The sequence below is a fragment of the Caballeronia calidae genome (assembly GCF_900044055.2).
Lineage (GTDB): Bacteria > Pseudomonadota > Gammaproteobacteria > Burkholderiales > Burkholderiaceae > Caballeronia > Caballeronia calidae.
The window spans coordinates 55286-72166 of record NZ_FCOX02000005.1; the positions used below are offsets into that span (position 1 = coordinate 55286).

Below are 16881 nucleotides of genomic sequence, written 5' to 3' on the forward strand. Positions count from 1 at the left end.
GAGAGGCGTTGTGAGGCAAACTCGCTATCCCTCGAGAGCCGCCCAGCGCAATGTTCGGAAGTGACAGAAAGCGCCCGCTAACGGCGCTTTCTTTTTGCCCTCGCTTGTCACGAAGGGCCGGAAGCTTAACTGGTATAAGCTGTCGACTCATAATCGACCGATAGTGGGTTCGAGTCCCACCCGGCCCACCAAGTCTTTGATTTTAAAGTCAAATACTTAGCGCGATGCCGCCCCTGACAATCGCCTTTCAGGGACAGTCCGGGGACAGTTGTGGGGACCATGTGGGTCACGTTACCCACTAGGGCCGCTCAAGCCACGTCCTTTACCCTCGCGGCTTTGCGGCGTATATGGGTCGTCAGCTACCCCCTTTTTTTTCTGTTCGTCGGCCCCCTAGTGGGTGAAGGCCACGACGGCGCTTTAATTTATGACGCTTGGGCGTCAGAACGCAGCCCGGCGCAAGGCCGAACTTGGTGGCCAACCGACGGAGAGCGGGGCACCGCCTTACCCCTTTTTCTGGCCATTTTGTTGGCGCTTGAAAAATCAATGGCTTAGCGGCGGGGCGGAAATTTGGGTGCTTGGGCGAAAAAGGCGTTATTCTCTCGATGAATCAAGAGGATGGTGACTGATTCGCCTAGTTCGCTGCCGCGTAGGCAGCTTAGAAAATCTGGGTGAACGTGGATGACCAGACGTTCTAGTTCGCTGCCGCGTAGGCAGCTTAGAAATTGTCTCCCTCGCGTATTTCGTCCATCGCCGCGTTCGCTGCCGCGTAGGCAGCTTAGAAAAGACCGAGAAGCGGTCGGCGTTGATCACGAACGTTCGCTGCCGCGTAGGCAGCTTAGAAAGCCGACAATACACCGCCGGGGCGCATTTCGAGCGTTCGCTGCCGCGTAGGCAGCTTAGAAAGCGGTGCGGTTGTGCGCCGCCTTGATCGAGTTGTTCGCTGCCGCGTAGGCAGCTTAGAAAGAGCACGGCATGACGCAGGTGAAAGCGGATACGGTTCGCTGCCGCGTAGGCAGCTTAGAAAGCGCGTCGGACAAGCAGGTCGGACTTTCAATCGTTCGCTGCCGCGTAGGCAGCTTAGAAATTCTTCAGATAGCTCGGCTCGGGAGACTGCGCGTTCGCTGCCGCGTAGGCAGCTTAGAAATTCATCTTGTGAACGCCAGGCACGATGCGCGAGTTCGCTGCCGCATAGGCAGCTTAGAAAGAGCACGCCACGAACGGCGCGCTGCGCTTCGGGTTCGCTGCCGCATAGGCAGCTTAGAAAAGACGCGCCAGACGCGAGAGCCGGGTAGGCGAGTTCGCTGCCGCATAGGCAGCTTAGAAATTTGAAGCTCCCCGACGCGAACGAATCCAGCCGTTCGCTGCCGCGTAGGCAGCTTAGAAATATGGGCGGAACATGGTGGGGGAGCCGCAAGGGTTCGCTGCCGCGTAGGCAGCTTAGAAAGATGAGTGCGCTCGTCGGGCTTTCATTCGACGGTTCGCTGCCGCGTAGGCAGCTTAGAAACGCGAGATATCGCCGCGATGCTCGCCGCGCACGTTCGCTGCCGCGTAGGCAGCTTAGAAAACGCCGAGGTGCGCGCCTTCCTGATCAAGTACGTTCGCTGCCGCGTAGGCAGCTTAGAAAAAGAACCATCAGAACCACCAGAGAACCATCAAGTTCGCTGCCGCGTAGGCAGCTTAGAAAATCCGCGTCGATTGACCGGGCCGTTTTACGATGTTCGCTGCCGCGTAGGCAGCTTAGAAAATCGGTTTCGCAAAGCATGACAACTTGATCGTGTTCGCTGCCGCGTAGGCAGCTTAGAAATGTTATGACGTGCGCCACTCGCTGACCCATCGGTTCGCTGCCGCGTAGGCAGCTTAGAAAGACACGCTGACATGTCGCCGATTGACCGTGAAGTTCGCTGCCGCATAGGCAGCTTAGAAGGAACGCGCCGCGAGCCGATCGTCTGTTGCGAGGTTCGCTGCCGCATAGGCAGCTTAGAAAATGATCGTTTCGGGCCGAAGAAGCTCGATAAAGTTCGCTGCCGCATAGGCAGCTAAAAACCGGAAACTGGAGTTGCGCTATTCGACGCGGCCTCGTTACCCGTGAGCGCATTCTCGAGTCTTGCCATCTCCAGGTCGTTCTGACTGCCGTCGATCCACTTGGCGTAGGTACGCAGGAACATCTCGACGGTGTGGCCGAGCTGGCGTGCGCAGAAAGCCGGCGTCATGCCGGCCATGAGCATGCTGGTCGCATAGCTGTGGCGCATGTTGTAGGGGCGGCGGTAGCGCAGTCCGAGGCGCTTCAAGATGCGCTTCCAATAGACCCGTTGAAACGCCTCCTCGCTGTGCCAGGGCTTACCGGTACGCGGGTCCTGAAACACGCGCCCGCCCGCCACCTGTGTGAAGGCGCGTTGCCGTTGCAGCGCCGCGAGCGAGCGGCTGTTCAGGCGCACGAGGCGCGCCTCGGCCGTCTTGGTGCGGTTCTTTTCCTCCCCCGCCACCAGCACGCGCTCGATCGCGATGGTGGACTCGGGCGGCGCGTCCGGGCCACTCGGTGCGCCGTTAGCGGGAGCGCGGCCAAATACGGCTTCGAGCGAGTGACGGGCGTCATCCATGCGCTGCCGCCAGCGCGCAGTCAGTTGCGGCTTGGCCGCATCGCCTGCAAGGATTTTCCGCGTGGTTCGCGAGCCTCGGCCCTGTCGCTCGCGAGACGCCGTGGGGTGTCGGCTATGCGCTCGACGATCCGCGTCCCGGCGAGCCGACGTGGCCGTCCCGCAACGGGCTGTCGGAACTCGCAAAGCGTCTTGGCGATGGTCTGTGCGCTATATTCGACGCCCAGCCGGAGCTCGGCGCGCGCGCTATCGCGTACCTGTTTCCAAGGCAGTTCGACGCCGTGTGCGCGGCGATCGGCGCGTTCTGCGAAAACCTCTTTCGCGACTCGCGATTCGAGGCGCGCCTTCAACTGCGCGGTATCTACTTCACCGCCGCAGGCCATGCGGCTAATGCAAGCAACGCGGGTAACGACCCGGCAAGCACGGATTTCATGCTGCCCGCGCGCGGCAATGCACTGGCGGCCGCGCCCGATGAACACGCCGGGCCGTTCGTCAAGCCAAACGTCCTTGTTTTCTCTGCCGTGCAACCCGAGCCATTGTCAGTCAGCCATTCTATTTCCGACGGCGCCTTCAGGACGTCACCGAACCGGTTCTCAACGGCGGCCAACATGACGTCGCGCACTACGTCACCACTGTGGCCGCCGGTCGTCGCCGCCCAGCTCATCGCTGCGCGGTCGCAGCAACCAGAGCGAACGTGACACGCAGCGGCTCGCCGTTGTCGCAACGAAACTCGAAGCCATCAGAACACCAACGCTGATTGCTTTTCGCCACCGCGACCTTGCCATCGTATCGGCGCTGAGGGCGCCGCGCCATGATTCTCCCGCTGCCGACGCAAGAGGCCCCACACACGACGGTAGCCATAGCTCGGCAGATCAACAACGGCCAATCGAATCTCTTCCACCAGACCAGCGTCGTCAGTGCTTCGGGCCGTACGTCCATCCCGCCAGTCAGCCGGCCGCGCCAGCTTGTCCGCCACATTCGAGCGCGCTACACCGAGAATCTCACAGACCTGCTTCACTGGTCGTCCTCTGGCAATGAGTGTGAGCACGCAATCCATTTTCGCGACTTCGCTACCTCCACCGCTTCACGAAGAATCTCGTTCTCCATCGTCTTCTTCCCGAGCAGTCGCTGAAGCGCCCTGATTTGTTTCAGTGCATCGTTTAGCCCCGATGCCGGCACAACTTCCTCGCCAGAACTGACAGCCGACAGGCTACCGTCCTGATACAGCTTGCGCCAGTGAAACAGCTGATGCGGATCGACGCCGTGCTGGCGTGCAACCATTGAGACCGACTTGCCCGGCTCGAAACTCTCCCGCAGCATTGTCAGCTTCTCTTCCGCTGACCACCGCCGCCGGCGCTCCGGCCCCGTCAACACTTCCATCACTTCTTGTTTGTTGTTAGTCAAAAACACAGTCGTATGAGCTACATGATGCGCACGGACGTGGGCCGAGGGCCGCTCGAATTGCTGGACTTGCGCGGGTTCACGTTGCCTTTGCGCGTGTTCGTGAAACGCGAGACGGCGGCCAAGGGCGTGAGACTGGCCGATGGACCGCCGCCGCTACCCAAAGCCGCGATCGAAGCAGCGAAGCAGGCGGAGACGCCGTTGCCGAGCGGACGTGGCGGGCTATGAAGCGTGCTCGCTATTGAGTTGCTTCTGCACGCCGCGTTCAATGCATCGAACGAAACGCCGAACGATCCAAGAAGCCTGGCGAGTTGAGAGACAGATACTTGCGGGCCGCCATCCGGATTCGACATGGAGTGCCGATGCGAATCTTGCAAAAACGTACTTCTACTACGGCCTTGTTGCCCGTCGTGCGGACCGAGCAAGTGGCGATGGCGAACGTGGCGTCCGTGCCGAGGACCGGACCCACGATGGCATTGACTCCGCCTACCGCCGCCGAGGCAGCGCGGACCTGCCAGCAACTGCGCACGACCGCCGTGTCGATATTTCGAAAGCACTACTGGCCTTGACGGCGAACCTGCCGAAGGTGCCCGCGAGCGATGCCGCCGCGTTTGCGCGCGAGAACGCGATGGTCATCCCCGATGGCGTGCCGATGTTTCGGAAGCCGCTCTACCACGTCTTGCTGGCCGGACGCTATCTTGAGCCTGCCACCGGGCGGATCGGCGTCGTTCCAAACACCGCGTCGACGACGCTGCGCTCGCTGATGCTGGCCGACAGCGCGAACACGACGCCTCGGGCGTTAAGCGTCGGACGCGTTCGCAAATAGCGCGAGATAGTCGCTCGGGTTGACCGGCCGATTATCCACGCGTACCTCGAAGTGCAGGTGTGGACCGGTCGAGCGACCCGTCGATCCGACCTTGGCGATCGACTCGCCCGGCTGCACCGTCTGCCCGACGTGCACCTCGATCTTCGAGGCGTGGGCATAGCGTGTGATAAAGCCGTTGCCGTGATCGATTTCGACGGTGTTGCCATAGCCGGGCATCGGCCCCGCGTAGATGACGCGGCCGGCGCCGGCCGCGAGGATAGGGGTGCCCGTTGGCGCAACCAGGTCCACGCCCGGGTGGAAGCTCAGGTGGTGCGTGAATGGGTCGGCGCGGTTGCCAAACGGTGAACCGATACGTCCCAGTCCGAGTGGACGACGACCCGGAAAGGCACTCCACGCGGCCTCATGCTGTGCCGCACCCTCTTCGAGTGCGCTAAGCGTGGTGGCGAGGCAGTCGAGTTCGGCGCGGGTAGCTTGTGGATTGGCCAGCGCGCCGGCGGCTTGGCAAGGCTGGGGCGGCAGTTCGGGGCCGCCCTCGGCGTCGCTGTAGGACGCGCGCGCCGACGCCGCCGTGCGGGTGGTGATGCCGCGCGGCGATGGTGCGCGTAGGCGCCGGTCGAATGCGCTGAGGGTATCGAGTTGTGCGGAGAGCCGCTGAACCCGCGCATCCAGCGAGGCGTTGGCGGCCTGCAGGCGCGAGATTTCGTCTGTCGTGTAAGGGGCGACGATGGCATTCCGTGCGGGCTCGTGGTGTACCCGCGGCGCGTGGACAATCGGGACACCGTAGTGCCCTAAAGCGACACCGACGGCTAATGCGAGCGCGACCGCCGAGCACGCAGTGCTGAGGATGGTGTTGCGAATTGCGCCACGCCGCATGACGATGTACCCATCGTTTCTCGAACGCGAAAACGCTGAAGCCATCCTTGCCTCCCAACAACCAGTGAGAATTTCGAGATGGTAAGAGCGCGGGCTGATGCCGGCATATCGGATAAATCAGATAAATTTGAGATGGGCGGGCGCAGAAGCCGAAATAGAGTAGTTACAACGTCACAGAAAAAGGTCGTTGGTGGAGGGGCGTCCTCGAATGCCTCGATTGGATGAACGGTCGCCTTCCCACGCGGCGATGCGTCAAGGGGACTTCTTGATCGGATAACGCGGTCGCCAACCGCGCCATCATGGGAATAGCCCCTTCACCAATCAAATACTTGGCAAACCTATTCTTCAAAAGGCGCGCGGAGCGCAAGCGTTGCGACGCATGAAGAAGCAACGCAAAGACACAGATCCATTGAGCATTCAGGTACAACGGAACCGGCTCGCGCACGATGACGCAAAGCCGAAGCCCGCGAAGCACGATGCGCCACAGCAGCTACCTCCGCCTCGATGACATCAGCGACATCGGGTGTCCCAAACGCATCGGCGACGGCCGAGGCCGCATCACAAGCGCTGCACGTCGCCGCCGACGCGCTGAAGAGCGCGAAGCCGAGTGCAAGCTCGGCCTCACAAAGCGCGCCGGACAGCTCGCGAACGGCGCACGTCAGGGTTGCCTGACCGCATCATTCCGCTCGCGGGGCGCTTTCCCGGTCGCAGCCCTTCATCAACAACAAAGCAGGTAAAACATGAAGCAATTCCTTTCCCTCATCACGTGTGCGCTGTCGGTGTCCTTATTGACCGCCTGCGCCACCGGGCCCGATCGCGAGCAGGAGGTCGCACTCAACCAGCAAGTCGGTATCGAAGTGACGCAGACCAAAGAAGGCGTTCAGGTGCGGCTGCCCGATCGCGTGTTGTTCGATGTCGACCAATCGGCTTTGCGCGACGATTCCGCCGTAGCCATCCGACGGGCGGTCGTACTGCTCAAGCGAAGCACGAAGTCCGTGATCGTGGAAGGCCATACCGACAACACCGGCACGCACGAACACAACCAGGCGCTGTCCGAGGCCCGCGCACGGACGGTCGCGAGTGCGCTGGAACAGCGCGGCATCGCCGCTTCGCGCGTCACTACCGAGGGCTTTTCTTCCGATCGTCCAACGGCCAGCAACGATACGCCGGCGGGACAGGCGAAGAACCGCCGCACCGAGATCGTCGTGGTCGGCGAATCGCTCGATACCATCATGGGCAAGGCAAAGCGCTGACGCGCGTCGTTCCTCCGGGCACGTTCGTCGAAGCCCGCGGACGTGCCATGCCAGGCCGCGACATGATCGGCCGGGCGCACCCGCTATATCCGACCATACATCCCGCCCTATATATACGATAAGAATGTTTTGCTTTCGTGGATGCTTTTTCTGCCGCAACATGAAGTGGTTCTGAAAAGCACATGGAGCGAGACATGGACAGCACGACGGATCTGAAGCGCTACGAATTGCTGATCAACGGCGAGTTCGTTCCACCGAGCGGCGGCGATTACTCCACGAACCTCGACCCGGCGACCGAGAACCCGATCGCTCGCGTGGCGCAGGGCACCTCTGCCGACGTGGACCGCGCCGTGCTGGCGGCGCGCGCCGCGCTCAAGCCGTGGAACGCGATCCGGGCCGCCGAGCGCGGCCGCATCCTGATGAAGCTCGGCGAGCTGCTGCGCGAAAATCAGGAAGAACTCGCGGCGCTCGAAAGCCTCGACGCGGGCAAGCCGATCGCCGGCGTGCAGCGCCAGGACGTGCCCGCTGCCATCGATACGCTCACGTACTACGCCGGCTGGTGCGACAAGATCAACGGCCAGGTCGTGCCCGCGCGCCCCGACGCGCTCACTTATACGGTGCGCGAGCCGGTCGGCGTCGTCGCGGCGATCGTGCCGTGGAACTTCCCGTTGATGATCGGCGTGTGGAAGATCGCGCCCGCGCTCGCGTGCGGCTGCACGCTGATCGTGAAACCCGCCGAAATCACGCCGCTCTCCGCACTGATGATCGGACGGCTCGCGCTCGAGGCGGGCGTGCCGCCCGGCGTGCTCAATATCGTGACGGGCAAGGGCTCGGTCGTCGGGGATTCGCTCGTCGCGCATCCGGGCGTCGACAAGGTGACGTTTACCGGTTCGCCGTCGGTCGGGCGCGGCATCCTGCAGGGCGCGGCGGGCAACTTCAAGCGCGTCACGCTGGAGCTCGGCGGCAAGTCGGCCAACGTGATTTTCGCGGACGCGAACGTCGATAGCGCAGTGCGTGCGGCCGCCTCCGGCATCTTCTTCAACGCGGGACAGGTCTGCTCGGCGGGCTCGCGCATTCTCGCCCAGCGCGCGGTCTACGACGAAGTGGTCGAACGTCTCGCCGAGCGCGCGCAGACGATCAAGCTCGGCGATCCGTCGAAGCGCGAGACCAACATGGGCCCGCTCATCTCCGCCAAGCAGATGAAGAGCGTGCTGGATTACGTGGATATCGGCAAGGGCGAGGGCGCATCGCTCGTCACGGGCGGCAGGCGTTCGGGCGAGCGCGGTTATTTCGTCGAACCGACGGTATTCGCGAAGGTCGAGCACGAGATGCGCATCTCGCAGGAAGAGATTTTCGGGCCGGTCGCGAGCGTGATTCCCTTCGACGATGAAGCCGACGCCCTGCGCATCGCCAACGGCACCGCATACAGCCTTGCGGCGGGCGTGTGGAGCGCGGATATCGGCCGCGTGCATCGCATGGCCGCGGAACTGAAGGCGGGCACGGTCTGGGTGAATACCTACGGCTTCACGGATGTGCGTCTTCCGTGGGGCGGCGGAGGCGATTCAGGCTTCGGCCGCGAACATGGCGATGTCGCCATCGAAAACTTCACCGAGCCGAAGGCGGTGTGGGTCGCACTGACGCCCTGACATCGAGGGGCCGCGGGCAGCCGCGGCGACTTTGATGAACGCAAAAGGGCGGCCCGGATTTCCCGGACCGCCCGCATCAATGATAGAGACGCTTCAGACGCGTGCCGTTTCCTGGTTGCGCGCCCGCCAAAGCCGCGCCCGCTGCGTGCTGTCTTCGTACTGAACCGTGTTTTGCCGGCACGCTTCGATCGTCGAGTTCTTCCGTTCGACGATTGCCTGGCAAAGAAACTCCGCGCTGTACGCCTTCAACAGATGCGGGCAGTGCGATTCGATGTACTGCGCGATTTTCCCGTAGTCGCTATCCGCCGACGCAAGCGAGCGCCAGGTTTGCGCGTCCCAACGGAACATCAGATCGAGTTCTTCGAAAGCGGTATTGAATGCGCAGACTTGTGCCTGAACTTCGCGGTCATCGCCGTGCGTTGCGTGGATCATGATCGTCTCCTGTATGGCCGTGGGGCATGACTGCAGGATAGGAAAGCTGATCCATATACGACAGTTAAACTTTTTTCGCTTATTTATTCAGAAAGCGTTATGTATTCGGCTTGCCGGTTTTCGCGACGATCTGTGTAATCGCCTCGATCTGCGCCGCGCCTTCCTCGATCAGGAACTGCTTGAACGCGAGCGCCACCGGCGGGAGCCGCTTGTTGTTCCGATGCACGACGAACCAGTTGAGCATCACGGGAAAACCCTCGATGTCGAGCACGGCGAGCTTGCCGACCTGCAACTCCATGCTGATCGTGTGCGCGGACAGAAAGCTCAGACCCATGCCGGCGATGACCGCCTGCTTGATCGTTTCCGTGCTGGTGATTTCCATCGCGACGTTGAGATTCGACAGGCGTCCGGCAAAACCCTCCTCCATCGAATTCCAGGTATCGGAGCCGCGCTCGCGGACGATGAACGGCTCGTCGGCCAACGCTTCGAGCGGAACGTTCTTGCGCCCGACGAGCGGATGGTCCGGCGGCGCGACGATCACGTACGGATGAGGCGCGAAGGAGACATTGACGGTGTCCATGTCGCGCGGCGGCCGCACCATCACGGCGAGGTCGGTCAGGTTATCGGAAAGCTGATGTAGCAATTCCTCGCGGTTATGCACGGCGAGGTTGAGCCTTACATCGGTATTACGCTGCGTGAATGCTGCAAGGAGACGGGGAAAGAAATAGTCGCCCGCGCTGATCACCGCGACATTGAGCGTTCCGCCCGAGATGCCCTTGAGGCGTGCCATGGCGTCGTCCGCTTCGCGGAACTGCTCGAGGATCGCACGGCTGTAATGGAGCATTTCATTTCCGGCCGGAGTGAGGTAGATTCTTTTGCCCAATTGCTCGAATAGAGGCAAGCCGGCATGTTCCTCCAGCTGTTTCACCTGCGTCGAGACCGCGGGTTGCGTGAGGTAAAGCTCCTCGGCGGCGCGGGAAAAACTCAGTCGCCGGGCCACGGTTTCGAAGATCTTCAATTGACGCAGGGTGGCGTTGCGCAGCACGGCGATCCTTCATCCATTAACGATAGCTAATTTATACAATAATTTTTTCTAACTTTCCTTAATCGTTTTTCTCCTCCACGATGCTTTCACGTCCGCGTTTGTTGTAAGGCGGACGACGGCGGATAGCACGAACGACCATGCTGGACCCCGAGCATGAGCCGGCTTTCCGCGTGGCATTTCGAGCATCACCCCGCAGCACACGAAGCCTGCAAAGGCCGATCAACCTTCCGGACTCTATTGGGAATCGCTTGACATGATTCGTCGATCGCCTGACGCGGATGTATGCCGGATGTGCGAATCGATCGCCCGCTTCCACCCGCGCGACCAGCGCGCCAAGCACGACAAGCGGCCGCACGCCCATGCCGCCTGGACCGAGCATTTTCCCTGACCGACCGCTCGCCGCCGACGCACCGCGCCGGTTTCTCGCAGTACCTCAAGCGCCGTACGAGCGCTAAGAACACATAACGGAGACAGACATGGCAAGCGCAGACACGGTTGTGTCCGGGCATTCGCACGGGCGTCATCACAACAGATGGATTCAGCTGGCGGTGGGCATCCTATGCATGGGACTCGTCGCCAACCTGCAGTACGCATGGACGCTATTCGTCGTTCCAATGGATGCGAAACACCATTGGGGGCAGGCGGCGATTCAAACGGCCTTTACCATCTTCATCGTCACTGAAACATGGCTCGTGCCCGTCGAGGGCTGGCTCGTCGATAAATTCGGGCCGAGGCCGGTCGTGATCGGCGGTTCGATCTGCGCGGCGATCGGCTGGGTCATCGATGCCCACGCGACCAGCCTCATGCATCTCTACATCGCGGCGGTGATCGCGGGTATCGGCGCGGGCTGCGTGTACGGCACGTGCGTCGGCACGGCGCTGAAGTGGTTCCCGGACAAGCGCGGTCTCGCGGCCGGTCTGACGGCGGCGGGCTTCGGCGCGGGCGCGGCGGTCACGGTCATTCCGATCTCCAACATGATCCAGAGCTCCGGCTACGAGCACGCGTTCATGTTCTTCGGCATTCTGCAGGGCGTATGCATCTTCGTGCTGGCGCTGCTGCTCGTGCGTCCGAATCCGCCGAAGGACATCGTGCCGGCCAAGCGCATCGTGGCGACGAAGATCGACTACACGACCGGACAGATGGTGCGCTCGCCGCTCTTCTGGGTGCTGTATCTGATGTTCGTGTTCGTCGCGGCGGGCGGCGTGATCGCGACCGCGCAGTTCGGACCGATCGCCAAGGAGTACGGTTTCGCGAAGATGCCGGTGAACATTCTGGGCGTGACGCTGCCGCTGCTCGCGATGACGCTCTCCATCGACAACCTGTGCAACGGCTTCACGCGTCCGCTGTGCGGCTTCATCTCCGACAAGATCGGCCGCGAGAACACGATGTTCATCATCTTTCTCGGTGAAGGCGTGGCCTTGCTCGGGCTGATGGAGTTCGGCCACAACCCGTATCTCTTCATGCTGTTCGCGGCGATGACGTTCCTCTGCTGGGGCGAGATCTTCTCGATCTTCCCGGCGACCTGCGCCGACACCTTCGGCAGCAAGTACGCCGCCGCCAACGCCGGCACGCTGTACACGGCGAAGGGCACGGCGTCGATGCTGGTGCCGCTCGCCTCGGTGCTCGCGTCGATCGGTTCGTGGAACGCGGTGTTCATCGCGACCGCGATCACGTCGATCGCGGCGGGCCTGTGCGCGAAGTTCGTCCTCGCACCGATGCGCAAGCGCTGGATCGAGAACACGGTGGCCGAGACGTCCGCCGAGTCGTCGTCGGCGAACGCGTCGTTCCAGGCGGGTTGGGACGCATCGCGCAACACGGTGCAGTAAGGAAGCACGGCATGCGCGATCAACCGAACAGGAACGCGCATGCCGCGCCGTCACTCAGCGTATCGCTGCATCAGTTGAGGCTGTTCGTCACCCTCGCGCGGCATCGCAGCTTCACGCGCGCGGGCGACGAATTCGGCATCACGCAATCGGCGGTCAGCCGCAGCATCCGCGAGCTCGAAGACGAAATCGCGCTGCGGCTCTTCGATCGCACCACGCGTCAGGTCGCGCTCACCGAAACCGGCCGCAAGCTGCTCGCGCGCATCGCGCCGCTCGTCGAGGAACTGGAGGCGACGCTCCGGCCGCGTGCGCAGGAGGGCGGCGAGCCCGGCGTCGTGAATCTCGCGAGCAGTTGCGGGCTCACGGCGAGCGTGCTGCCGGCGCTGCTCGCGTCCTGCCACGAACGCCTTCCGGATATCACCGTCGTCGTGATGGACCGGCCGCAGAACGCGGTGCTGCAGCTCGTGCGCTCGGGCGAGGCCGAACTGGGCGTCGTCGCGGCGCCGGCCAATCTCGACGAACTCGCCGCCGAGCCGCTTTTCGCCGACGGACTCGCGGCGGTCGTCGGCGCGTCGCATCGATTGAACGCGGCGGCGCGCATCGACTGGCAGCAGTTGCGCGGCACACCGCTCCTCCTTCTCGATGACGACACCGGGAGCCTCGGCGCCATCGAAGCCGCGCTCGCGCTCCACGGCGTGACCGGCGCCGTGCGTCAAAGACTCACGCAGCCGGCGGCGGTCGCGCGCATGGCCGAAGCGGGGCTCGGCGTCGGCATCCTGCCGATGCACGCGCGCGCCACATGCGACAACGCGCGGACGCGTTTCATCCCGCTCGTGCCGGACGCCCTGCGCACGATCATGCTCGTGCGGCGCAAGAGCCGCGCGTTGCGCGCCAGCGCGGCCAGCGTCTGGTCACACGTCATCGCGGCCTCGTCGCATACTCTCGTCACGAGCCAGGCCGTCGAGGCCTGAGCGACGCTTTCCCCATCCGCTCGCAAAAACCCGCAGCGCGGCGTCGCGCATGCGGGTTTTCGCTCGTCCCGAAGCGCACGATTCGCCTTGTTCTTGCTCAATACGGAATGTAGTATCTTGTATATCAGAAAGCTTTAAAGCTACAACCCTCAGGAGACGAACCATGAAAATCTGCGTGTACGGCGCCGGCGCGATCGGCGGCTATATGGGCGCACAACTGGCGCGAGCCGGTGCGGACGTCAGTTTCGTCGCGCGCGGTCCGCATCTTGCGGCCATGCAGGCGAACGGCGTCAAGCTGCGCATCGACGGCGAAGAGCACACCGTCAAGGTCCGCTGCACGAACAATCCCGCCGAGCTCGGCCCGCAGGATTACGTGATCATCGCGTTGAAAGCGCATTCGATTCCGGGCGTCGTCGACCTGATTCCGCCGCTGCTCGGCCCCGAGACGGCGATCGTCACGGCCGTCAATGGCCTGCCTTACTGGTACTTCTACAAGCACGGCGGCGAGCTCGAAGGCACGAAACTGCAGAGCGTCGATCCGGGCGGACGGCAATGGGACGTGTTCGGGCCGGAGCGGGCGATCGGCTGCGTGCTGCTGCCGGCGGCGGAGATCGCGGAGCCGGGCGTCATCGAGCATCACTACGGCAAGAAATTCCCGATCGGCGAGCCGAGCGGCGAGATCACGCCGCGTCTGCAGGCGCTGCACGACCTCATGGCGAAGGCGGACATGGAAGCGCCGATGCGCGACAACATCCGCGATGAAATCTGGCTGAAGCTCTGGGGCAATCTGTGCTTCAACCCGATCAGCGCGCTGACCGGCGCGACGCTGGACATCCTCACGAGCGATCCCGGCACGCGCGCGCTCTCGAAGGCGATGATGCTCGAGGCGAAGGCCATCGGCGACAAGATCGGCGTGAATTTCCGCGTCGACGTGGAGCGGCGCATCAACGGCGCGGGCGCGGTCGGTGCTCACAAGACCTCGATGCTGATGGACTGCGAAGCCGGACGGCCGATGGAAATCGATCCGCTGATGACCGTCGTGCAGGAAATCGGTCGCCTGGTGCACGTCGGCACGCCGATGCTCGATGCGGTTCTCGCATTGATCAAGCTGCGCGAGGGCGTAAATCAGGGCACGGCGAAGGCACTGCCGCTCCCGCAATCGCAAAAAGCGGCCTAAACTGCAGACGAAGGGACCAGCGTTGTTTCTGATATACAAGATGCAAAATATGTTGCGCGCTGTTGCGATGCAGCATATACTGAGGGCTCTTGAGTGATTTAACTGGAGCCTGAGATGAGCATCGCCCTGTTGGTTGTTGTCGGATTCGCGCTGGTTGCCGTGGGTGTGGGTGTTACGTTTATGATTGCGTCGTCGGTGCCGCAGAGCATGCTGCAGCGCGCACAGGATCACGGTCGCTTCGCCGGTCTCGCGGCGGATGACCAGAACGGCGGTTCGGGCAAGCGTGTCGTCGCTAGCCGTCCGCACTTGGGAAATCAAGCCATCAATGCCATCTGATACTCAATCCGTAGACCGGCCGGAAGTTCGCCCCGAAGTTCGTCAGCCCGGACTGACGCTTTCGCTGGAACCGATCAATGCCACGGTTTCGCTGCGCGATCAGGCGTACGCGAAACTGCGGCAGGCGATCGCCGAAGCGGACATCTACCGCTCGCGGGAAGAAATCCGTCTCGACGAGAAAGAGCTGACCGAAGCGCTCGGCGTCTCCCGCACGCCGATCCGCGAGGCCATGACGCTTCTCGAGCAGGAAGGCTTTCTGCGCACGGTGCCGCGGCGCGGCGTCTATATCTTGCGCAAGACCAAGCGCGAGATCGTCGAGATGATTCATATGTGGGCGGCGCTGGAGAGCATGGCGGCGCGGCTCGCGACGCAGCGCGCATCGGACGAGGAAATCGCCCAGTTGCGCCACATGTTCGACAACTTCCGCGATTCGACGCCCGCCGAGCATATCGACGAATATTCGGACGCGAATATCGCGTTCCATTCCGCGATCGTGCGCTTGTCGAAGTCGGAGATCATCTTCGAGACGATCAAGAACATCTTCGTGCACGTGCGCGCCATTCGTAAGATGACGATCTCGCAGAGCGACCGGGCGTCGCGCTCGATCGTCGATCACATGCGCATCATCGAGGCGCTGGAGCAGCGCGATACGGAGCTGGTCGAGCGGCTCGTGAAGCAGCATTCGCTCGATCTGGCGGCGTTCGTCGAGGCGAATTGCGACTTTCTGGATTGAGTTTTATCTGAGCAGGAAGAGAAAGAAGGGCCGCGCGGTGATTGCCGCGCGGCCCTTCTTTATTTGCAGCCAAGTATCGCGGATTGGCGTTCGAGTTCGCGCTGGCGGTCGGGTGAGGCTTGAGCATCGGCGCCGCCCCACGGATTGTTCACGAAGTTCTGGTAGTTCTCGTTGCCGCGGTTGCGCTGCGCAGTCGGGTTGTCCTTGCCCCAGTCGATCGACGCGCCCAACGCGGCGCATCGATCGCTTTTCAACTGCCTCTCGGTGATAGAGGCGTCCGGAACGTGATTCAGATTCTTGTTGAGGTGGCTTTGGAAGCGCGGGGCGGACGCCGCATCCGAATAAGCCGGCGAGAGCGACACGGTTTGTGCGCTGGCTGAACCGAATGCGCACGCCAGCGCGAGACAGAAGATTCGCTCGAGCATGGCGTCAGTTCCGCGCACAGTCGAGTTGCTGAGATTGCGTCGGCATCCGCGATCCCTTGTCGTCGGTTTGCTGCGTGATCTGCGTGCTGCCATCGGGCAGGAGCGTGATCGAACCGTTTTGCTGTGGCTGCGTGCCATGCAAGCCCTGCGGGCCTTGCGCGCGCTGATATTGGCAGCGGACCGGGTTCCTCGACGGTGGAGGCGGATTCTTGATGTTGGCGGCCGCGCGGCTTTCGAAACGGGAAGAGGCGGAGTTATCGCTGACAAGCGGAGAAAGCGACTGAGCCAGCGTTTGTTCGATGCAGACGGCTACCATCAACGCCGCGATGGCGAAGCAGAAGAAACGGATCATGGGCGCATTCGATAAGGCTTGAGAACCTTTATCTTATGATTCGCCTGCAGAAAGATTGTTGAGAAGTGTGATTATCGAGGCGGACGACGCCGCCTCGTGCCAGACCGCCTCAGCGACGCATCGCGCGCACCATCGTTTCGCCGAGCGCGGCGGGTGAATCCGCCACATGAATGCCCGCCGACTTCATCGCGTCGATCTTCGCGCTCGCGGTGCCCGAGCCGCCCGAGATGATCGCGCCCGCGTGGCCCATGCGGCGTCCCGGCGGCGCGGTCGTGCCGGCGATGAAACCGACGACCGGCTTCTTCGTCTGCGCATCCTTCAGGAACTGCGCCGCTTCTTCTTCCGCCGATCCGCCGATCTCGCCGATCATGATGATGCCTTCGGTCGCATCGTCCTCCAGGAAAAGCGTCAGGCAGTCGATGAAGTTCGTCCCGTTCACCGGGTCGCCGCCGATGCCGATGCACGTCGTCTGGCCGAGCCCGGCCGCGGTCGTCTGCGCGACGGCTTCATACGTGAGCGTGCCCGAGCGCGACACGACGCCGATCTTTCCCGGCTGGTGAATATGCCCCGGCATGATGCCGATCTTGCATTGCCCCGGCGTGATGACGCCCGGACAGTTCGGCCCGACGAGCCGGCTGCCCGAGCCGGCGAGCGCGCGCTTGACGCGCAGCATGTCGAGCACCGGAATGCCTTCCGTGATGCAGACGATGAACGGCACTTCGGCGTCGATGGCTTCGAGAATCGCGTCGGCGGCGAAGGGCGGCGGCACGTAGATGACGGATGCGTCCGCGCCGGTTTTCGCGACCGCCTCGGCGACGGTGTCGAAGACGGGCAAGTCGAGATGCGTCGTGCCGCCTTTGCCCGGCGTCACGCCGCCGACCATGCGCGTGCCGTACGCGATCGCCTGCTCCGAGTGAAACGTGCCCTGCGCGCCGGTGAAGCCCTGGCAGATGACCTTCGTGTTCCTGTCGATCAAAACGCTCATGTCGGCTTC

At 62.7% G+C, this 16881-nt stretch carries 16 protein-coding genes, 1 tRNA gene, 3 pseudogenes and 1 CRISPR repeat array; of the genes and pseudogenes, 12 read left to right on the forward strand and 8 right to left on the reverse strand.

Going from position 1 to position 16881, the window contains the following annotated elements:
- Positions 1-114: 114 nt before the first annotated feature.
- Positions 115-191, forward strand: a tRNA-Ile gene (locus AWB78_RS07015).
- 443 nt (positions 192-634) lie between these two features.
- Positions 635-2044: direct repeats of the CRISPR family, unit length 28 nt; unit sequence GTTCGCTGCCGCGTAGGCAGCTTAGAAA.
- A 112-nt stretch (positions 2045-2156) separates the two neighbouring features.
- Here the strand turns inward: AWB78_RS07015 and AWB78_RS07020 are convergent.
- Positions 2157-2597, reverse strand: a pseudogene (locus AWB78_RS07020) (tyrosine-type recombinase/integrase); the annotation flags it as partial.
- A gap of 44 nt (positions 2598-2641) precedes the next feature.
- Here AWB78_RS07020 and AWB78_RS43310 point away from each other — a divergent pair.
- Positions 2642-3001 (forward strand): annotated as a pseudogene (locus tag AWB78_RS43310) (type VI secretion system protein); the annotation flags it as partial.
- Here AWB78_RS43310 and AWB78_RS45185 read toward each other — a convergent pair.
- Positions 2998-3974: pseudogene (locus AWB78_RS45185) on the reverse strand (transposase); the annotation flags it as partial. The pseudogenes AWB78_RS43310 and AWB78_RS45185 sit on opposite strands and share 4 nt — an antisense overlap.
- A 36-nt stretch (positions 3975-4010) precedes the next feature.
- On the opposite strand from AWB78_RS45185, the gene AWB78_RS07040 reads away from it, so the two are divergent.
- Together AWB78_RS07040 and AWB78_RS46345 are read left to right on the forward strand one after the other, a co-directional pair.
- Positions 4011-4223 carry a hypothetical protein gene (locus AWB78_RS07040; protein ID WP_062603615.1) on the forward strand — a complete coding sequence of 71 codons (213 nt, stop codon included), beginning with the start codon at positions 4011-4013 and terminating at the stop codon, positions 4221-4223.
- Positions 4210-4821 (forward strand): hypothetical protein, encoded by a 612-nt coding sequence (locus AWB78_RS46345; protein WP_157697431.1) that lies wholly within the window; start codon positions 4210-4212, stop codon positions 4819-4821. Before AWB78_RS07040 ends, AWB78_RS46345 begins: the two co-directional genes overlap by 14 nt.
- Here AWB78_RS46345 and AWB78_RS07055 read toward each other — a convergent pair.
- Positions 4795-5739, reverse strand: coding sequence for a M23 family metallopeptidase (locus tag AWB78_RS07055; protein WP_062603621.1), 945 nt, complete (start codon positions 5737-5739; stop codon positions 4795-4797). The two genes, AWB78_RS46345 and AWB78_RS07055, sit on opposite strands and share 27 nt — an antisense overlap.
- Before the next feature lie 695 nt (positions 5740-6434).
- Between AWB78_RS07055 and AWB78_RS07060 the strand changes: the two genes are divergently transcribed.
- A complete protein-coding gene (locus AWB78_RS07060) occupies positions 6435-6947 on the forward strand; it encodes an OmpA family protein (protein ID WP_062603623.1) in 513 nt (170 codons plus the stop codon).
- Between the two features lie 194 nt (positions 6948-7141).
- Positions 7142-8593 carry an aldehyde dehydrogenase family protein gene (locus AWB78_RS07065; protein ID WP_062603625.1) on the forward strand — a complete coding sequence of 484 codons (1452 nt, stop codon included), beginning with the start codon at positions 7142-7144 and terminating at the stop codon, positions 8591-8593.
- Positions 8594-8686: 93 nt separating this feature from the next.
- Here AWB78_RS07065 and AWB78_RS07070 read toward each other — a convergent pair whose 3' ends face one another.
- Both AWB78_RS07070 and AWB78_RS07075 read right to left on the reverse strand, forming a co-directional pair.
- Positions 8687-9025 carry a hypothetical protein gene (locus AWB78_RS07070; protein WP_062603627.1) on the reverse strand — a complete coding sequence of 113 codons (339 nt, stop codon included), beginning with the start codon at positions 9023-9025 and terminating at the stop codon, positions 8687-8689.
- 97 nt (positions 9026-9122) lie between these two features.
- Positions 9123-10013, reverse strand: coding sequence for a LysR family transcriptional regulator (locus tag AWB78_RS07075; RefSeq protein ID WP_232477636.1), 891 nt, complete (start codon positions 10011-10013; stop codon positions 9123-9125).
- On the opposite strand from AWB78_RS07075, the gene AWB78_RS48225 reads away from it, so the two are divergent.
- The 6 genes from AWB78_RS48225 to AWB78_RS07100 all read left to right on the forward strand — a co-directional run bounded on the left by AWB78_RS48225 (position 9933) and on the right by AWB78_RS07100 (position 15110).
- A complete protein-coding gene (locus AWB78_RS48225) occupies positions 9933-10100 on the forward strand; it encodes a hypothetical protein (RefSeq protein WP_232477641.1) in 168 nt (55 codons plus the stop codon). The two genes, AWB78_RS07075 and AWB78_RS48225, sit on opposite strands and share 81 nt — an antisense overlap.
- 446 nt (positions 10101-10546) lie before the next feature.
- The gene (oxlT, locus tag AWB78_RS07080; protein WP_062603629.1) at positions 10547-11896 is read left to right on the forward strand and encodes an oxalate/formate MFS antiporter; all 1350 of its coding nucleotides are present in this window, start codon (positions 10547-10549) and stop codon (positions 11894-11896) included.
- 11 nt (positions 11897-11907) lie between these two features.
- Positions 11908-12864, forward strand: a complete 957-nt coding sequence (locus tag AWB78_RS07085) for a LysR family transcriptional regulator (RefSeq protein WP_062603630.1) — start codon at positions 11908-11910, stop codon at positions 12862-12864.
- Positions 12865-13027: 163 nt separating this feature from the next.
- Positions 13028-14041: a 2-dehydropantoate 2-reductase gene (locus AWB78_RS07090; RefSeq protein ID WP_062603633.1), complete on the forward strand. Its 1014-nt coding sequence runs from the start codon at positions 13028-13030 to the stop codon at positions 14039-14041.
- Between the two features lie 114 nt (positions 14042-14155).
- Complete coding sequence (locus tag AWB78_RS46350) at positions 14156-14377, forward strand: hypothetical protein (protein WP_062603634.1); 222 nt, start codon at positions 14156-14158, stop codon at positions 14375-14377.
- Positions 14367-15110 carry a GntR family transcriptional regulator gene (locus tag AWB78_RS07100; protein ID WP_062603636.1) on the forward strand — a complete coding sequence of 248 codons (744 nt, stop codon included), beginning with the start codon at positions 14367-14369 and terminating at the stop codon, positions 15108-15110. The genes AWB78_RS46350 and AWB78_RS07100 overlap by 11 nt, the downstream gene beginning before the upstream one ends.
- Positions 15111-15169: 59 nt before the next feature.
- Here the strand turns inward: AWB78_RS07100 and AWB78_RS07105 are convergent, their stop codons facing one another.
- From AWB78_RS07105 to sucD, 3 genes are all read right to left on the reverse strand, one after another.
- A complete protein-coding gene (locus AWB78_RS07105; protein WP_062603638.1) occupies positions 15170-15535 on the reverse strand; it encodes a hypothetical protein in 366 nt (121 codons plus the stop codon).
- A gap of 4 nt (positions 15536-15539) precedes the next feature.
- Positions 15540-15887 (reverse strand): hypothetical protein, encoded by a 348-nt coding sequence (locus AWB78_RS07110; RefSeq protein WP_062603640.1) that lies wholly within the window; start codon positions 15885-15887, stop codon positions 15540-15542.
- Positions 15888-15996: 109 nt separating this feature from the next.
- Positions 15997-16872: a succinate--CoA ligase subunit alpha gene (gene sucD, locus AWB78_RS07115; protein WP_062603641.1), complete on the reverse strand. Its 876-nt coding sequence runs from the start codon at positions 16870-16872 to the stop codon at positions 15997-15999.
- Between the last annotated feature and the right edge of the window lie 9 nt (positions 16873-16881).

What these genes read in the sequence shown, in the direction of transcription:
- AWB78_RS07040 (WP_062603615.1), top strand. Translation starts at nt 4,011, where the DNA reads ATGAGCTACATGATGCGCACGGACGTGGGCCGAGGGCCGCTCGAATTG.
- AWB78_RS07055 (WP_062603621.1), bottom strand. Translation starts at nt 5,739, where the DNA reads ATGGCTTCAGCGTTTTCGCGTTCGAGAAACGATGGGTACATCGTCATG.
- AWB78_RS07060 (WP_062603623.1), top strand. Translation starts at nt 6,435, where the DNA reads ATGAAGCAATTCCTTTCCCTCATCACGTGTGCGCTGTCGGTGTCCTTA.
- AWB78_RS07065 (WP_062603625.1), top strand. Translation starts at nt 7,142, where the DNA reads ATGGACAGCACGACGGATCTGAAGCGCTACGAATTGCTGATCAACGGC.
- AWB78_RS07070 (WP_062603627.1), bottom strand. Translation starts at nt 9,025, where the DNA reads ATGATCCACGCAACGCACGGCGATGACCGCGAAGTTCAGGCACAAGTC.
- AWB78_RS48225 (WP_232477641.1), top strand. Translation starts at nt 9,933, where the DNA reads ATGTTCCTCCAGCTGTTTCACCTGCGTCGAGACCGCGGGTTGCGTGAG.
- oxlT (WP_062603629.1), top strand. Translation starts at nt 10,547, where the DNA reads ATGGCAAGCGCAGACACGGTTGTGTCCGGGCATTCGCACGGGCGTCAT.
- AWB78_RS07085 (WP_062603630.1), top strand. Translation starts at nt 11,908, where the DNA reads ATGCGCGATCAACCGAACAGGAACGCGCATGCCGCGCCGTCACTCAGC.
- AWB78_RS07090 (WP_062603633.1), top strand. Translation starts at nt 13,028, where the DNA reads ATGAAAATCTGCGTGTACGGCGCCGGCGCGATCGGCGGCTATATGGGC.
- AWB78_RS46350 (WP_062603634.1), top strand. Translation starts at nt 14,156, where the DNA reads ATGAGCATCGCCCTGTTGGTTGTTGTCGGATTCGCGCTGGTTGCCGTG.
- AWB78_RS07100 (WP_062603636.1), top strand. Translation starts at nt 14,367, where the DNA reads ATGCCATCTGATACTCAATCCGTAGACCGGCCGGAAGTTCGCCCCGAA.
- AWB78_RS07105 (WP_062603638.1), bottom strand. Translation starts at nt 15,535, where the DNA reads ATGCTCGAGCGAATCTTCTGTCTCGCGCTGGCGTGCGCATTCGGTTCA.
- AWB78_RS07110 (WP_062603640.1), bottom strand. Translation starts at nt 15,887, where the DNA reads ATGATCCGTTTCTTCTGCTTCGCCATCGCGGCGTTGATGGTAGCCGTC.
- sucD (WP_062603641.1), bottom strand. Translation starts at nt 16,872, where the DNA reads ATGAGCGTTTTGATCGACAGGAACACGAAGGTCATCTGCCAGGGCTTC.